The organism is Acidihalobacter yilgarnensis, from assembly GCF_001753245.1.
GTDB classification, from domain to species: domain Bacteria; phylum Pseudomonadota; class Gammaproteobacteria; order DSM-5130; family Acidihalobacteraceae; genus Acidihalobacter; species Acidihalobacter yilgarnensis.
This window is the reverse complement of record NZ_CP017415.1, coordinates 2,521,894-2,535,982: the sequence shown is the minus strand read 5'-3', so window position 1 is coordinate 2,535,982 and position 14,089 is coordinate 2,521,894. Positions and strand designations below refer to the sequence as shown.

The following is a 14,089-nucleotide window of genomic DNA, read 5'->3' as shown; positions in this document are numbered from 1 at the left end:
TGAAGGCGATCAGGACCCTAGCGCCGATGAGAGCAGTGTCAGCTCGACGGTCATCTGGAGGCCCTGAACGACGTTCAGGGCGATTTGCATGAAGGTCATGATCGTTCCTTGATCATCGTGCTTCGCCCTGGGTGCTTAGTGTCCCGCGCAGAGCATGGCGGTGGACATCTTGCGTGCGGCTTCCACGTCCTCGTGTGAGAGGCCGTAGTGCATCTCGTCTTTGGCCCAGGCTTCCGTCTTCTGATAGGCGGCCAGTTTCTCGTCAAAACGCTTGATGAAGGCCGTATCCGACTTGCGGAAGGAGAAAGCACCGTAGCTGCGTGTGGGCTTGCCATGGTAGATCGGCTGCGTGAAGGGTTCGGCGCCGACCACGGAGGAGCTGCGCTTGGCCAGATTGTGCACGGTGAGTCCGGTCGCGGCATAGGCGTCGATGCGGCGTGCCTGCAAGGCCGGAATCGCGTCCGAATTGGCGTTGATCATCACGATCTGGCTCTGCGGGATGCCCATGGCCTGGGCGAAGTTGAGCTCGTCCGCGCCGGTCACGACGCCGAGCTTGAGCTTGGGGTTGTCCTTGAACGCCTTGTAGCTGTGGATGTTGTGCGGGTTGCCCTTGGCCACCAGCAGGCCCTCGCCGTAGCTGGAATTGACCTTGGAGAAGGTGACCTGCTGACAACGCTCGGGCAGCACGTTCTGGCTCGCAGAGGCGATGTCGATGCGGCCGGCCTTGACTGCCGGAATCAGAGCGCCGAAGGGCAGGATCACCCATTCGATGTGCTTGACGCCCATTTCGTGGAGCACGTGCTTGGCGGCATTGGGGGCGATACCCTGGACCTTACCGTTTGCGTCCTTGTAACCGTAGGGGATTTCATTGGCGATACCGACCTTGATGGTGCCGGTCTTCTCGACTTGCTTGAGGAGGCCCTCGGCGTGGGCGCTGGGGAGGCCGATCAGGAGGATCGGAAGAAGGGTGAGAATGCTGGCGATGCGTTTTTTGTAGGAGGTCATTATTCCATGCGCGGGTAGTGGGTTCCTTATTTACCCTACGGGATCGCTTGAGGGCTCGCAACCCGGCAGCTCCGGCGACTCCGGTGAGACGCTTGTCTCGATTACGGTCTCAAGATCGAGTCGGCGGATCGCGTCAAGAGCATATTCGAGGGCGCCCTCGGCGCACAGGCCGCGGAGGGCTGCTTCCTCGTAGGCTGCCACGGCAGCCTCCCGGCAAGCGGTGCGCACTCGTTCGGCCAAGGCCCTTTCCCCTGCCTGTGACAAGAGCGGTTTCATCCGAGAATACTGCCGGCAAGCCCCCACTTGCTGGCCAGGGTTTCGGTGGCATTGGCCAGTTCCTCGGCGCGTGCCGGGTGGTTGTAGCGTCCGGCAGCCAGCCAGCGCAACGCGCTCTCGCGGTCTGGTGCCAGCGAGAGCAGATGAATCAACTCGCCGGCCTCGGCACCGATGATTTCGCCACCGAGCAGGGCGCCGCTGTCCATGTCGGCAATCAGGCGTACGAAACCGTCGGTGTCGTCCTGGCCGAGCGCGCGCGGGGAGGTTTCGAAGGCCGCGAAGCCGACGGCGGGTTCCAGGCCTTCGTCCTCCGCGGTGTCCTCGTCCATGCCGATGCGGGCCAATTCGACGGCGCTGTAGACTGCCAGCGGCACCCAGGTACTGTCCTGCGCCTGCTCGTGGCCGTCGACGATATTCCCGATTGCCACCGTCGCATCGGCCAGGGCGTGGTTGGCCGTCATCTCCGGGCTGGCAACGTCGCCGATGGCGTAGATGTGCGGTTGGGCCGTCTGTAGTTGTGCGTTGCGCCGGATGAAACCGTGTGCGTCGCATTCAATGCCGATCGCTTCGATGTTCAGCCCCTCGGTGTAAGGCATCCGCCCCGTGCCCAGGCAGACCCAGTCTACCTCGACCGCGTCGCCGTCCGTAAGCATGATGCGCACACCGTCGTGATCGGTGTCGACCGACGCGAAACCCGTTACCCGGCGCAGGGCGATATCGTGTCGGGCGAGGGCGTTCTTGAGGGTGGTGCGGGCCTGTGGGCTGAAAGGGATCTTGCGCAAGGCTTCCGAGCGCGCGAGCCAGACGACCTCCTTGCCCAGCATGCGGAATATAAAGGCGAATTCGGTGGCGATCACGCCGCTGCCGATGATCGCTACCCGATTGCCGTCTGGCGGTGGGGCATCGAACAGCATATCGCTGGTCAGGACCTTGCCGGGCAGTGCTTCGAAGGGGGGCGGCACCTGCGCACCCGCCCCGGTGGCGATGACGAAGGCGCGGGCACCAAGTGTCTGCTCGCTGCCGTCGGCGCCCTGAACAATTAAGGTATGCGGGTCGTCGAATCGTGCATTGCCGGAGAGCGTGGTGATTTTCAGGCGCTTCATATAATCGACGTAGCTTTCCTGAACATTGGCTACGATGGCTTCCTGATGCATCCAGGCAGTGGCCATGTCGGCGCTCAGCGTGCCTGTGATGCCGCGTCCGGCGAAGTGACGGCTGGCGGCGACGAGCTGTGCCGTGTGGTGCCAGTCCTTTTTGGGCACGCAGCCGCGATTCAGACAGCAGCCGCCCCAGTCGGCCTTTTCGATAATGGCGACGCGCTGTCCCTTGAGTGCGGCGAGGATGGCGGCGCGGTAGCCGCCGGGGCCGGAGCCGATGACGGCGATGTCGTAGGGCGCTTCATTCATGTTCGGACTCCTTCGTGGGCGGCGTCGCCGGTTCAGTACCAGCGTACCGACTGCAAATAAAGGCCTAGGCTGGCTCCGTCGCCGTCGGTCTGGATCAATTTGACCGGCAGGTCGTGCAGCGACGGGGCCAGCCAGAAATCGAAGCGGATGTGTTTGGCCTGCCACACTCGCTGTAGGTGGAGGGTGTCAAGTTGCCCCAGTGGGGTCATTACGGTGTCGTGTCCGAGGTCATGAAAGTCGTAATGACTGAGCTTGTTCTTGGTTTCCACAGTGGTGAAACGCAAGGTTTTTTGCCCCTTGGCGACGGCCTGCATGAGCGCGAGTTGCAGCGACAGGCGGTCGAGCGTACCAGGGTCGATGGCTACCTTGACGGGATCTCCATTTTGCATATGCCCGCTGGCCTCATCGGTCTGGCGGTCGAAGTGGATCACGGCCTGCTTTGTCGGGCCATCACCGGTATGCAAGAAGCGATATTCGGTCGGCAGTGGTACCGGACCGGGTGCAAGCAGGCTTTCTTCGGTGATGCGGTCGTGGCGAAACCAGGTGATGACGCCGGCTGGCAAGGTCACTTGGCGATAGATCAGCCGACCGTTTTCACGACCGAAGGAGACGGTGATCTTGGCGACGGTCAAGCCGAGTTTCTTGAGTGCATATTGGGCGCTAAAGAAGGGTATGCCGAAGGCCGTGTTGACGGCTTGAGGGCTGGTTGCTGCCGCAGCTGGGACGGTCGGGGCTAGCACAAGGCCACCGAACAATGCGAGTGCGGGCAGGCGGCGGGTATAAAAGCGCGATTTCACGGCGGCGATGCTTCCTCCGTGCTGGGGTCAAGTTGCCGGGGGGTATCCAGCGGGATGCCGTCCAGGATCGCGCGATGGCCTGAGAGGTGCAAGCGGCCGCTGGTAAACCAAGCGACGGCTTGTGGATACAGCCGGTGCTCGATTACCTGTACGCGCTTGGCCAGTCGAGCGGGTGTGTCGTCGATGCCTATGCGTACGGCGCCTTGGAGTACCACCGGGCCGCCGTCGAGTTCGCGAGTGACGAAGTGGACACTGGCGCCATGTCGCGCCATGCCATCTGCGAGTACGCGTGCGTGGGTGTCGAGGCCTGGGTAGGCCGGCAGCAGGGATGGATGGATATTGAGCATGCGACCCAGATAATGGTCGACGAAGCTTGGCGTCAGGATACGCATGAATCCGGCCAGGACGACGAGGTCTGGGCCATGCGCATCGATGCGCATGGCCAGCGCGGTGTCGAAGGCCTCTCGGCCGGAGTAGGCGGTGTGGTCGACTACTTCGGTGGGGAGGCCGTGGCGGCCAGCACGCGCCAGCGCGCGGGCCTGAGGGCGATTGCTGATGACCGCAACGATGCGGCCCACGACGTCTCCACGTTCGATCGCTTCCGCAATGGCCTCGAAGTTGCTGCCTTCGCCGGACACCAGCACGACGATGCGTGGCGGTGACACGGTGCTCATCGAGAGGTGTAGACCGTCCGCGGCTCGTCTGCGCCGGTGGCCGCGATGTGGCCAATCACGGAAGCCTCCAGACCATGGTTCCGGCAATGTCCGAGCGATGCCTCGACGTCCGTCTCGGCCACGATCACGACCATACCGATGCCGCAGTTGAAGGTGCGCAGCATCTCGTCGTCGTCGACGCGCCCTTGTGCTTGTAGCCAATCGAAGATTTCGGGGCGCACCCAGGCCTTGGGATCGATGCATGCCTCGGTGCCGGGAGGTAGCACGCGCGGGATGTTTTCGGTCAGGCCGCCCCCCGTGATGTGGGCGAGGGCATGTACGGGTAGTGTCTCAAGCAGCGCCAGTAGTGGCTTGACGTAGATCCGCGTGGGTTCGAGCAGGTGGTCGGCCAGGCTGCGTGTACCCAGTGGAGCGTTGAGGTCGGCGCCAGCGGATTCGACGATACGGCGAATCAACGAATAGCCATTGGAGTGCGGGCCGGAGGCTGCCAGGCCAATAATCGCATCGCCAGGGGCGACCTTGCTACCGTCGAGCAGGTGCTCGCGCTCGACGATGCCCACGGCGAAGCCGGCGAGGTCATATTCCTCGCCTTGGTACATGCCCGGCATCTCGGCGGTTTCGCCGCCGATCAGCGCACAGCCGGCCTGGCTACAGCCGTCGGCAATGCCGGCGACCACTTCGGCTGCACGTGGCACGTTCAGGTGGCCGGTGGCGAAATAATCGAGAAAGAAGAGCGGCTCGGCACCTTGCACGATGATGTCGTTGACGCACATGGCGACGAGGTCGATACCGATGTGACGATGCCGGTCGAGGGACTGGGCGAGCTTGAGTTTGGTGCCAACGCCGTCGGTGCCCGAAACCAGCACGGGTTCGCGGTAGCGATCCCAGGGCAGGGCGAACAGGGCACCAAAGCCGCCGAGGCCCGCGAGGACTTCGGGGCGGCGGGTTGCGGCGGCCAATGGTTTGATACGCTCCACCAGCGCGGCGCCAGCATCGATGTCCACACCTGCATCGCGGTAGTTCAGGCCGGGTGAGGCGGGGGTCTTGTCGGTCATGGGAATATCCGCAGAGAAGGGCGCTAATGGTATTGTCCGGGCTCCGTCATGTAAACCGGGCACCGATGGGCTGTGGTATCTTAATTCGCATCAGAATTTTCCAGGGCTGGCCGCAACGGGGACGCTGCAACGTGACGAATTTCATTCGGGTCCGGGTGCGGACTCTGGCACTTGTGGTTTGTCTGCTGTCGGCGTTGGCGCCCGTGTTGCCGGCATGGGCGCTTCAGGTGGGCGGCTTGTATCAGGCGACCGTCCCGGTGGCGGATCGCAGCGAGGGCGCGCGGTTGGCGGCCTTCCAGCAGGCTCTGGCGCAGGTGTTGGTGAAGATGACCGGTAACGCCGCCGTGGCCGCCAGTCCCTCGCTCGCCCCAGCCTTGCAGCAGCCCGCGCAATATATCCAGCAATATGCCTATCAGCAGCAGCCAGGGACGCCGGCGAGCGCCGCGACATCGTTGCAGCTGCGGGTCGACTTCGACCCGCCCGCCATCGACAGCCTGCTGCGTGCCGCGCAATTGCCCTTGTGGGGGCGAGAGCGGCCGTTGGTCGTGATGTGGGTGGGTGTGGATGGCGATCGTAACGACCGTTTCATTGTGGGCAGTGACGGCGATCAACCGCATCCTGGTGCGCGCGGAGCCCTTCAGCAGGCAGCGGATACGCGCGGCTTGCCGGTACTGTTCCCGCTGCTCGATTTGCAGGATCAGGCAGCGGTGCACTTCTCCGATCTGGACGGCGGATTCATGGATTCCATCGTGACGGCTTCGGCCCGGTATGAGGCCAATGCCGTGGTGGCCGGCGTCGTGCGCCCCTCAGCGGGCAGCCAGTGGCGTGGTCAGTGGTGGCTGGCCTTTCGCGGGCGTACCGACCACTGGAGCACTCAGGGCGCAAGCCGTGACACCGTGCTCGCGGCTGGCGTCGACGGCGTGGCCGATCGCCTTGCCGCCTCATTGGCGGTCAGTGGTACGGCACAGCCCAATCAAGCTGGTGACAGGGTCGATGTTGAAATTTCAGGGGTCGGGCAGGTGGCAGTTTATGCCCGTATCGAACACCTCCTGGGGCACTTGGCACCGATCGCCTCAGCGCGAGTGGTGGCGGTTGCCGGTGATACCGTGACCTTCAGTGTGGTGCCACGAGGAAGCGCCAGTGACGTGGCACGCAATCTGGCTCTGGTGGGTTGGTTGGCGCCGGAAACTCCGCCGGTACCCACTCCACCGTCCACCGCTTCCCTGCCAGCATCCACAACATTGCCGGCGAGCGGCAGTCTGCCCGTATCGACCAGTCTGGCCACGGCACCTCCGGTGCCGATTCCGGTTCCAGCCCAGATTTTGTACTTCCGGTATCAGCCTTGAACGGCGGCGAAGGCATGAGGGGCGGGGCTTGGCTTGGTTTGGCCATCGCGCTGGTGGTCGGCTGGCTGATCTACCTGCTTGCCCCGATTCTGACCCCGTTTCTGGTCGCCGCCTTGTTCGCCTATCTTGGCGACCCGCTGGCCGATCGATTGGAAGGCTGGCGATTGCCGCGTACCTTGGCCGTGGTCGTGGTGTTCGCCCTGATGGGCCTTGTGTTGTTACTGGCGCTGCTCCTGCTGGTGCCGATACTTGAGAGCCAGATCAACGTACTTGTACATGCCCTGCCAGGGTATATCGCCTGGATCAATACGCACCTGCTGCCCTGGTTGCAACGGCATCTGGGTGTTGACATGAGCGTACTCAACTTGCAGGCGTTGCCCGATCTGATCACCGCGCACTGGCGGCAGGCAGGTGGCGTGGCGGCTCGGCTCGTCGATACCCTCAGCCGCTCAGGCCTGGCTTTGCTCGGTTGGCTGGCCAATCTGTTGTTGATCCCCATCGTCGGTTTCTATCTATTGCGCGATTGGGACCGTCTGGTCGCCTATTTGTACGAGCTGTTGCCGCTGCGTTTTCGCGATACCACGGAGCGGCTGACGCGCGAGGCGGATGATCGCCTCGGCGCATTCCTGCGCGGCCAGTTTGCGGTCATGATCGCGCTGGGCACCGTCTACGCGGTTGGACTCTGGTTGGCGGGGCTCAAGGTGGGTATCCTGATTGGCATTGTCGCGGGGTTGGTGAGCTTCGTACCCTATCTCGGTTTTGCCATCGGTATCGTCTCGGCCGGTATCGCTATGTTTTTCCAGACCCACGAACTGCTCGCATTGTGGCCGATCGCAGTGGTTTTCGGTGTGGGGCAAGTCCTCGAAAGCGCGGTGCTCACGCCCTTGCTGGTCGGCGACCGGATCGGTCTGCATCCGGTCGCGGTGATCTTTGCGGTGCTTGCGGGGGGCAGCTCTTCGGTTTTGTCGGTGTACTGCTGGCATTGCCGACGGCAGCCGTGCTGGCGGTTTTGTTGCGACATGCCCATCGTCAGTATCGCGGCAGCCGATTTTTTCGCCAACCCCGGGTAGACGATCCGGATGGCTGATCAACTTGCGCTCAACTTGCGCCTGCGCGCGGAAACCACGCTCGCCGCCTACATTCCGTCGTCGGAGCAGGGCGAAATCCCAGAGACGGTGGGTGCGCTGGTGGCGGGGCGGGTCGAAGTGCCGCAGCTTTATTTATGGGGTGGTCCGGGGACCGGTAAGACGCATCTTGCACAGGCGGCGTGTCATGAGGCGGGTGCTCAAGGTCTTTCGGCGGCCTATCTGCCGCTGGCCGAGTTGTCCGCGGTTGGTCCGGTCGTGCTGGAGGGTTTGTCGACGGTCCGTGTGCTGGCCATTGACGACCTTGAGCAGGTCTGGACCAGACCGGAATGGCAGCGTGCCCTGTTCGGTTTGATCAACGAGGTACGCGAACGCGAAGGCCGTCTGTTGTTCACTGCGACGGCTCGTCCTGATGCCGAGCAAGTCACACTGGCCGATTTACGTTCGCGCCTGTTGTGGGGGCCGGTCTTCCACCTGCGTCCGCTTGACGAGCCACGACTCAGACGCATGTTGCAGCTGGGTGCGCGGACGCGGGGATTCCCGCTTGGTGAGAGCGAGACGGAATATCTGTTGCGCCACGCGGCTCGCGACCCCGAGTCCTTGATGACACTGCTCGACCGGCTCGATGCGGCGAGTCTCAAGGCGCGTCGGCGTGTGACAGTGCCCTTGATCCGTGCAGTGCTCGATCAGGATTGACCCAAGCGTGCGGCGGCCTGCGCCACGCGTCGGCCCAGCACGCGGCATAGTTCGGCTTCGTGTGCGCTGATTGGACGATCACCTTCGCTGCCGCCGACGTGACTGGCTCCATAGGGTGTACCGCCGGTTTCGGTGGCCAGTAGTGCGGGCTCCGTGAACGGGATACCGACCATCAGCATGCCGTGATGCATCAGCGGGAGCATCATGCTGAGCAAGGTGCTTTCCTGGCCGCCATGCAGCGCGCCCGTCGAAGTGAACACGGCTCCCGGTTTGCCGGCGAGGGCTCCGGACAGCCACAGCCCGCTAGTCTGATCGAGAAAGTATTTTAATGGTGCGGCCATATTGCCGAAGCGGGTAGGACTGCCGAGAATGAGACCCGCGCAATCCTTCAGATCATCTAGCGTGGCGTAAGGCGCCCCCGACGCGGGGATGGTGTCGTCAACGGCCTCGCAGGTTGGCGAAACAGCGGGGACCGTGCGCAGCCGTGCCTGCATGCCACCGATTTCCTCGATGCCGCGCGCGATGCGGCGTGCCATCTCGGCCGTGCCGCCGCGGCGACTGTAGTAAAGCACCAGTATTTCGCTCATTCGCCGAAAATCTCCAGTACGCGCTCGGGGGGCGCCCGATGGCCGCCCGTCCGTTGGCGACCACAATGGGGCGCTCAATCAGGCGCGGGCGTTGGATCATCGCAAGGATGAGGGTTTCGCGCGTCAGGCCCGGATCATCCAGGTTGGCCTCGGCATACTCGTCTTCCTGCCTGCGCATGAGTTCGCGAGGCTCCAGGCCGAGCAGGTCGAGGATATGCGTCAGTTCTGCTAGTGAAGGTGGTTGTCGGAGATAATCGACCACTTGCGGTTCGATGCCGCGCGCCTGAAGTAATTCGAGGGTCGCGCGGGACTTGCTGCAACGGGGATTGTGATAGATCACGACATCGGGTGGATGCATGGATGGATGTCCTCGGGTCGCGGGTGAAAAGGAGGCGCGCGCGACCGCGCATTCGGGCGCTGCACTCACCGGGTACGTGGGTCGCTTGACCGCTTCGTGGCCGGATGCTAGCGTCGCTCCGGTATACGCGCCGGCGCTGCCGGCCGAATCATAACGGTTGCGGAGTCCATGGGAAAACGCCTAATTGTCGCCACCTTGTTTTTGAGCGGCCTGTTGGCCGGTTGTGCGATGGCGCCCGTGCAGGAGATGAGCGATGCCCGCCAGGCATTGCTGGCCGCACGTCAGGCTGGCGCGGCAACGCGGGCGCCGCAGATCTACTCCAGGGCAGAGGCGCTGATGCAGCGCGCCGAAGATCAGCTGAGTGTGGGAGGTTACGTCTCAGCCAAAAACCTGGCCGAGGCAGCCAAAAAGGCCGCGCAAGAGGCTCGGGATAAGGCTTTGCTCAAGTAGAGGGTGCATTTCATCCGGCGCGATTTTCGCCTCGCCGTGTAGCGGTGCGTTTCCTTGACACCCCCTAGGGCGGGTGCTAGGTTTTTGATCGTCATTCGCGTATGGCGATATCGGTTTGGAAACCTGCAGTTATCGGGCGATCTTGGCAGTACCTCTCAAAAATCATAACGACTCTGGAGTGCAACTATGAAAATCGGTGTTACCCGTTCGGTTCTCCTGTCGAGTGCTGTCTTGTCGCTCGGATTGCTCGGTGGCTGCGCCACCACGGCCGAGCAGCCTGCTGCGCCTGCTCCTACTCAGAACATGGCGGCGCAGCAGGGTGCCGCGCAGGCCATCGCGTCCGCCAAGTCAGCCTATGCGGATGCTCAAGCGAAGGGGTATGCCTGGACGACCACCCCGCCCTTGATCGCCAAGGCCGAAACGGCCTACAAGGCGGGCGATTATGCCAAGGCCACTGACTTGGCTGATAAGGCAAAGGCTGAGGCCGATGCCAGCGCCAATCAGTACTACCTTGCCATGGGTACGCAGAACCTCGAGAAATTGCAGGGTATGAAGAGCGGCATGTCGCCGGCCCAGCTGGATCAACTCAAACAGGCTGACGGGCTGTATCACGACTCCAAGGGCAAGGCGCTCTACGATCTGACCGGGCAGATGCTGACCGAAATGAAGAACGCCAAGCGAACCAGCTTCACCGTTACCAAGGGCGATACCCTATGGGGTATCGCTGGCATGCCGCTGGTCTATGGCAATCCTTATGAATGGCCGCTGATCTACAAGGCCAATGCTGGCAAGATCAAGGATCCGGATATGATCCATCCGGGGCAGGATCTGACCATCGACCAGGGCGCGAGTCAGACTGCGGTCGATGCGGCTATCTACCACGCCAAGCATCGCGGTGCTTGGAAGCTGGGCCAGCCGACCTCGAGTGATCTCAAGTACCTCAAGGGCGGGATGTAAGCAGACGGACGCGTCAATCGGTTATCGTGTATGACGACCGGTTCTCGCAGGCCGGAAAAGGGGTCCGTATCGGGCCCTTTTTCTTTGGGCGTCGTCAGAGACTGCTTGGTTCGCCTCGGCGACTTTCTGCTGGCGACGGCGCGCCGCTTCACGGATGACGGATGCTTCCAGACCGCCGGAAGCCTGACCTTCACGACCCTGCTGTCACTGGTGCCGCTGGTCACGGTGCTGTTCGGGGTGCTGAGCCTGTTTCCGGCCTTCCGTGACCTCACCTCTGACCTGCGCCAATTGCTGGTCGACCAGCTGGTTCCGACCTCCGGAGAGCTTGTCCAGCATTACCTGATGCAGTTTAGCGAGAAGGCTTCGCGGCTGACGTTGATGGGTTCGCTTTGGCTGCTGGTGACCGCGGTGTTGACGCTCTCGACCATCGATACGGCGCTTAACCGGATCTGGCGTACGAGTCGGCACCGTGACACGGTGGTGGTGTTTATTGTCTATTGGGCCTTGTTGACACTCGGGCCGCTGCTTTTCGGTACTGGGTTCGCGGTGACTTCCTATGTTTTCGCACAATATCGTGCTTGGCTTGGGGCTTTGGGCGGCGAAGGGGGCGATTGGTTGGCCCTGCACGCACTCTCGTTGGCGCTGGAGACGCTGACCTTTAGCCTACTGTTCGTATTGGTGCCCAGGACACGGGTGAGCTTGCGTCATGCGCTGGTCGGGGGGTGTTCACGGCCTTGTTATTCGAGTTGGCGAAGCGGGGCTTTTCGTTCTATGTCTCGCATTTCAAGAACTACGAGCTGATCTATGGCGCGTTTTCTGCCGTTCCGATCTTCCTGATCTGGATCTATCTGTCGTGGCTGATTGTATTGCTGGGTGCAGAAGTGACGGCCTGTCTGAGTCTCGATTGCCACCGCACTCGCATGAATGACGAGGCTGCCAAGCGATCCCTGAGGCTGGCCGTGCGCCTGATCGCACAACTCGGTGGCGGGCAGTGGCGTGGCCAAGGCGTGCCTCTGCATGAATTGGCCAAGCATGAACCAGCATTCACGCAGACGCAGGTGGAAAGCATGCTGCGTCGGCTTGCGAAGCTCAAAATTGCGCGGCATACAGGGGGGGAATGGCTCTTGATCCGCGATCTGAGGGGATTGAGTCTGTACGAGCTGTATGGGCAAGGGGGGTTCGCACTGCATCCATCGGGTTCGCAAGGACGCGATAGTGCGCTGTTGGATGCCCGTCTGAATACGCTGCTGTGCGCAACGGAAGAGGACCTGAAGTCGCGCCTGGGTACGCCGTTTGCCCAGTTTCTAGCGCAGACGGCCGTTTCCGAGAAAAATGAGGCACGGGGGGCGGGCGAATGAGCTGCCTGCGCTGGTGGGTGTCCGGTCAAGTGCAGGGGGTATCGTTTCGTGCGGCGACGCGTGACCGGGCGCTGGCGCTGGGCCTGTGCGGGTATGTCCACAACCTGCCAGATGGACGCGTCGCGGTGTATGCCTGTGGTGCCATGACGGCTTTGCAGGCGCTGGATCAATGGCTACATCAGGGGCCACCCGCCGCGCGCGTTTCACAGGTCGAGCAGGCGACGGCGGATGACGAGAACCCAAGAGGCTTCGTCATCCGCCGCTAACGCCCTTGGGTGGGTTCTCTCTCAGGTGCTCTGGCGCAGAAATTCCACCAGGGCCCCGAGCGGCACCTGCCGGGATTCTGCATCCTGCCGTCCCTTGTATTCGGCTTCGCCGGCATCAAGACCGCGTTCACTGAGCACGATCCTATGCGGTATGCCGATCAGCTCCAAATCGGCGAACATGACACCGGGTCGAACGTCGCGGTCGTCGAGCAGTACCTCGAATCCAGCCTCGCGCAAGGTCTGATACAAGGTATCGACGGCGTCACGCAGGCGCTGCGACTTGTGCAGATTGATCGGTGCGATGGCGACCTGGAAGGGTGCGATCGGGATGGGCCAGACGATGCCGCGAGCATCATGATTCTGTTCGATGGCCGCGCCCACGATGCGCGAGACACCAATGCCGTAACAGCCCATGGACAGCACCGCTGGCTGCCCTTGTTCGTCCAGCACGGTGGCGTTCAGGCGCTCGCTGTAGGTGCGCCCCAGCTTGAAAATGTGTCCGACCTCGATGCCACGGACGATGCGCAGGCGTCCCTTGCCGTCCGGGCTGTAATCGCCCTCAACCACGTTGCGCAGGTCCGCGACAGGGCCAAGCGACACATCGCGGTTCCAGTTGACGCCGAAATGATGCTGGCCATCGATGTTGGCACCGGCGCCGAAGTCCGAGATCACGGCCGCGCTGCGGTCGACGATGAAGGGGATGGGTAGGCCGATGGGACCGAGAGAGCCGGGCCCGGCGCCGATAGCCGCACGGATTTCCGCTTCATCCGCGAACTGCAATGGGCTTGCGACTTCGGGTAGCTTCTCGGCCTTGATGGCGTTGAGTTGATGATCGCCCCGCAGGATCAGTGCGATCAACCCGCTGCCGGCTTCGACGCTGGCACGCACGATGAGGGTTTTGATCGTGCGTTCGATCGGTAGCTCGAACTGCTCGACCAGGGCCTGGATGGTTTTGGCGTTCGGCGTATCCACGAGTCGCAGAGCTTCGCTGGGCTGCGGACGTTCGGTGATGCCCGGCGTGGCCTCGGCCAACTCGACGTTGGCGGCATAGTCGCCGGCATCGGCGAAGGCGATGGCATCTTCGCCGGCATCGGCCAGGACATGGAACTCATGCGAGGCGTCGCCACCGATGGAGCCGGTATCGGCGGCGACTGCACGGAAATCCAGTCCGAGCCGGGTGAAGATGCGTGTGTAGGTTTCATGCATGCGCCGGTAGGTTTCGTCCAGCGAGGCCTCGTCGACGTGAAAAGAGTAGGCGTCCTTCATGATGAATTCGCGCGAACGCATTACACCGAAGCGTGGGCGGATTTCGTCGCGGAACTTGGTTTGGATTTGATAGAAGTTCAACGGCAGCTGCTTGTAGCTGCGCAGCTCGCGGCGCGCGATGTCGGTAATGACCTCTTCATGCGTCGGGCCGAAGCAGAATTCGCGCTGGTGGCGGTCTTTGAAGCGCAGTAGTTCCGGGCCGTATTTTTCCCAGCGCGCCGATTCCTGCCACAGTTCGGCCGGCTGCACGCAGGGCATCATGATTTCCAGGGCGCCAGCGGCGTCCATTTCCTCGCGTACAACGTGCTCGACCTTGCGCAGCACACGCAGCCCCAAGGGCAACCAGGTGTAGAGCCCAGAGGCGAGTCGGCGGATGAGGCCGGCGCGCAGCATGAGCTGGTGACTGACGATTTCGGCCTCGGCAGGGATTTCCTTGAGGGTTGTAAGCGGAAATTGTGAAACGCGCATCGATGTCGGTTCGCTATCGGGTGGGGGTCAATGTGGACG

At 62.6% G+C, this 14,089-nt stretch carries 14 protein-coding genes and 2 pseudogenes; 7 read left to right on the top strand and 9 right to left on the bottom strand.

Going from position 1 to position 14,089, the window contains the following annotated elements; all coding sequences use genetic code 11:
• Nucleotides 1-135 precede the first annotated feature (135 nt).
• From ehuB to purM, 6 genes are read right to left on the bottom strand one after another with little or no spacing between them, the layout of a single operon-like run.
• Nucleotides 136-1,005: an ectoine/hydroxyectoine ABC transporter substrate-binding protein EhuB gene (ehuB, locus tag BI364_RS12160; protein WP_070078972.1), complete on the bottom strand. Its 870-nt coding sequence runs from the start codon at nucleotides 1,003-1,005 to the stop codon at nucleotides 136-138.
• 30 nt (nucleotides 1,006-1,035) lie between these two features.
• The gene (locus BI364_RS12155; RefSeq protein WP_233279512.1) at nucleotides 1,036-1,245 is read right to left on the bottom strand and encodes an acetyltransferase; all 210 of its coding nucleotides are present in this window, start codon (nucleotides 1,243-1,245) and stop codon (nucleotides 1,036-1,038) included.
• Between the two features lie 32 nt (nucleotides 1,246-1,277).
• Nucleotides 1,278-2,687: a dihydrolipoyl dehydrogenase family protein gene (locus BI364_RS12150; RefSeq protein WP_070078970.1), complete on the bottom strand. Its 1,410-nt coding sequence runs from the start codon at nucleotides 2,685-2,687 to the stop codon at nucleotides 1,278-1,280.
• A gap of 32 nt (nucleotides 2,688-2,719) precedes the next feature.
• On the bottom strand, nucleotides 2,720-3,484 hold the full coding sequence (locus BI364_RS12145) for a DUF3108 domain-containing protein (RefSeq protein ID WP_070078969.1): 765 nt from the start codon (nucleotides 3,482-3,484) through the stop codon (nucleotides 2,720-2,722).
• Nucleotides 3,481-4,158: a phosphoribosylglycinamide formyltransferase gene (gene purN / locus BI364_RS12140; protein ID WP_070078968.1), complete on the bottom strand. Its 678-nt coding sequence runs from the start codon at nucleotides 4,156-4,158 to the stop codon at nucleotides 3,481-3,483. Before purN ends, BI364_RS12145 begins: the two co-directional genes overlap by 4 nt.
• Nucleotides 4,155-5,213, bottom strand: coding sequence for a phosphoribosylformylglycinamidine cyclo-ligase (purM, locus tag BI364_RS12135; protein ID WP_070078967.1), 1,059 nt, complete (start codon nucleotides 5,211-5,213; stop codon nucleotides 4,155-4,157). The genes purN and purM overlap by 4 nt, the downstream gene beginning before the upstream one ends.
• A gap of 131 nt (nucleotides 5,214-5,344) precedes the next feature.
• On the opposite strand from purM, the gene BI364_RS12130 reads away from it, so the two are divergent.
• From BI364_RS12130 to hda, 3 genes are read left to right on the top strand one after another with little or no spacing between them, the layout of a single operon-like run.
• Nucleotides 5,345-6,559: a DUF2066 domain-containing protein gene (locus BI364_RS12130; protein WP_197495698.1), complete on the top strand. Its 1,215-nt coding sequence runs from the start codon at nucleotides 5,345-5,347 to the stop codon at nucleotides 6,557-6,559.
• A gap of 14 nt (nucleotides 6,560-6,573) precedes the next feature.
• On the top strand, nucleotides 6,574-7,629 hold the full coding sequence (locus BI364_RS12125; RefSeq protein ID WP_233279511.1) for an AI-2E family transporter: 1,056 nt from the start codon (nucleotides 6,574-6,576) through the stop codon (nucleotides 7,627-7,629).
• A 9-nt stretch (nucleotides 7,630-7,638) separates the two neighbouring features.
• On the top strand, nucleotides 7,639-8,340 hold the full coding sequence (hda, locus tag BI364_RS12120; protein ID WP_070078965.1) for a DnaA regulatory inactivator Hda: 702 nt from the start codon (nucleotides 7,639-7,641) through the stop codon (nucleotides 8,338-8,340).
• Here the strand turns inward: hda and wrbA are convergent.
• Both wrbA and arsC read right to left on the bottom strand, forming a co-directional pair.
• Complete coding sequence (wrbA, locus tag BI364_RS12115) at nucleotides 8,331-8,927, bottom strand: NAD(P)H:quinone oxidoreductase (protein ID WP_070078964.1); 597 nt, start codon at nucleotides 8,925-8,927, stop codon at nucleotides 8,331-8,333. The genes hda and wrbA overlap by 10 nt on opposite strands.
• 25 nt (nucleotides 8,928-8,952) lie before the next feature.
• Nucleotides 8,953-9,285: pseudogene (gene arsC, locus BI364_RS17515) on the bottom strand (arsenate reductase (glutaredoxin)); the annotation flags it as partial.
• Between the two features lie 168 nt (nucleotides 9,286-9,453).
• Here arsC and BI364_RS12110 point away from each other — a divergent pair.
• The 4 genes and pseudogenes from BI364_RS12110 (at nucleotide 9,454) to BI364_RS12090 (ending at nucleotide 12,316) form a co-directional block, all read left to right on the top strand.
• Nucleotides 9,454-9,735: a DUF4398 domain-containing protein gene (locus BI364_RS12110; protein ID WP_070078963.1), complete on the top strand. Its 282-nt coding sequence runs from the start codon at nucleotides 9,454-9,456 to the stop codon at nucleotides 9,733-9,735.
• 186 nt (nucleotides 9,736-9,921) lie between these two features.
• The gene (locus tag BI364_RS18725; protein ID WP_233279510.1) at nucleotides 9,922-10,692 is read left to right on the top strand and encodes a LysM peptidoglycan-binding domain-containing protein; all 771 of its coding nucleotides are present in this window, start codon (nucleotides 9,922-9,924) and stop codon (nucleotides 10,690-10,692) included.
• A gap of 30 nt (nucleotides 10,693-10,722) precedes the next feature.
• Nucleotides 10,723-12,050: pseudogene (locus BI364_RS19215) on the top strand (YihY family inner membrane protein).
• Nucleotides 12,047-12,316 (top strand): acylphosphatase, encoded by a 270-nt coding sequence (locus BI364_RS12090; RefSeq protein WP_070078960.1) that lies wholly within the window; start codon nucleotides 12,047-12,049, stop codon nucleotides 12,314-12,316. The pseudogene BI364_RS19215 and the gene BI364_RS12090 overlap by 4 nt, the downstream one beginning before the upstream one ends.
• A gap of 21 nt (nucleotides 12,317-12,337) precedes the next feature.
• Here BI364_RS12090 and BI364_RS12085 read toward each other — a convergent pair whose 3' ends face one another.
• Nucleotides 12,338-14,050: a proline--tRNA ligase gene (locus tag BI364_RS12085; protein WP_070078959.1), complete on the bottom strand. Its 1,713-nt coding sequence runs from the start codon at nucleotides 14,048-14,050 to the stop codon at nucleotides 12,338-12,340.
• Between the last annotated feature and the right edge of the window lie 39 nt (nucleotides 14,051-14,089).

Bases quoted from the DNA above. Each gene is read 5' to 3' on its own strand.
- BI364_RS12125 (WP_233279511.1), top strand. From the start codon at position 6,574: ATGAGGGGCGGGGCTTGGCTTGGTTTGGCCATCGCGCTGGTGGTCGGC.
- BI364_RS18725 (WP_233279510.1), top strand. From the start codon at position 9,922: ATGAAAATCGGTGTTACCCGTTCGGTTCTCCTGTCGAGTGCTGTCTTG.
- BI364_RS12085 (WP_070078959.1), bottom strand. From the start codon at position 14,050: ATGCGCGTTTCACAATTTCCGCTTACAACCCTCAAGGAAATCCCTGCC.
- wrbA (WP_070078964.1), bottom strand. From the start codon at position 8,927: ATGAGCGAAATACTGGTGCTTTACTACAGTCGCCGCGGCGGCACGGCC.
- purM (WP_070078967.1), bottom strand. From the start codon at position 5,213: ATGACCGACAAGACCCCCGCCTCACCCGGCCTGAACTACCGCGATGCA.
- BI364_RS12110 (WP_070078963.1), top strand. From the start codon at position 9,454: ATGGGAAAACGCCTAATTGTCGCCACCTTGTTTTTGAGCGGCCTGTTG.
- BI364_RS12090 (WP_070078960.1), top strand. From the start codon at position 12,047: ATGAGCTGCCTGCGCTGGTGGGTGTCCGGTCAAGTGCAGGGGGTATCG.
- BI364_RS12150 (WP_070078970.1), bottom strand. From the start codon at position 2,687: ATGAATGAAGCGCCCTACGACATCGCCGTCATCGGCTCCGGCCCCGGC.
- hda (WP_070078965.1), top strand. From the start codon at position 7,639: ATGGCTGATCAACTTGCGCTCAACTTGCGCCTGCGCGCGGAAACCACG.
- ehuB (WP_070078972.1), bottom strand. From the start codon at position 1,005: ATGACCTCCTACAAAAAACGCATCGCCAGCATTCTCACCCTTCTTCCG.
- purN (WP_070078968.1), bottom strand. From the start codon at position 4,158: ATGAGCACCGTGTCACCGCCACGCATCGTCGTGCTGGTGTCCGGCGAA.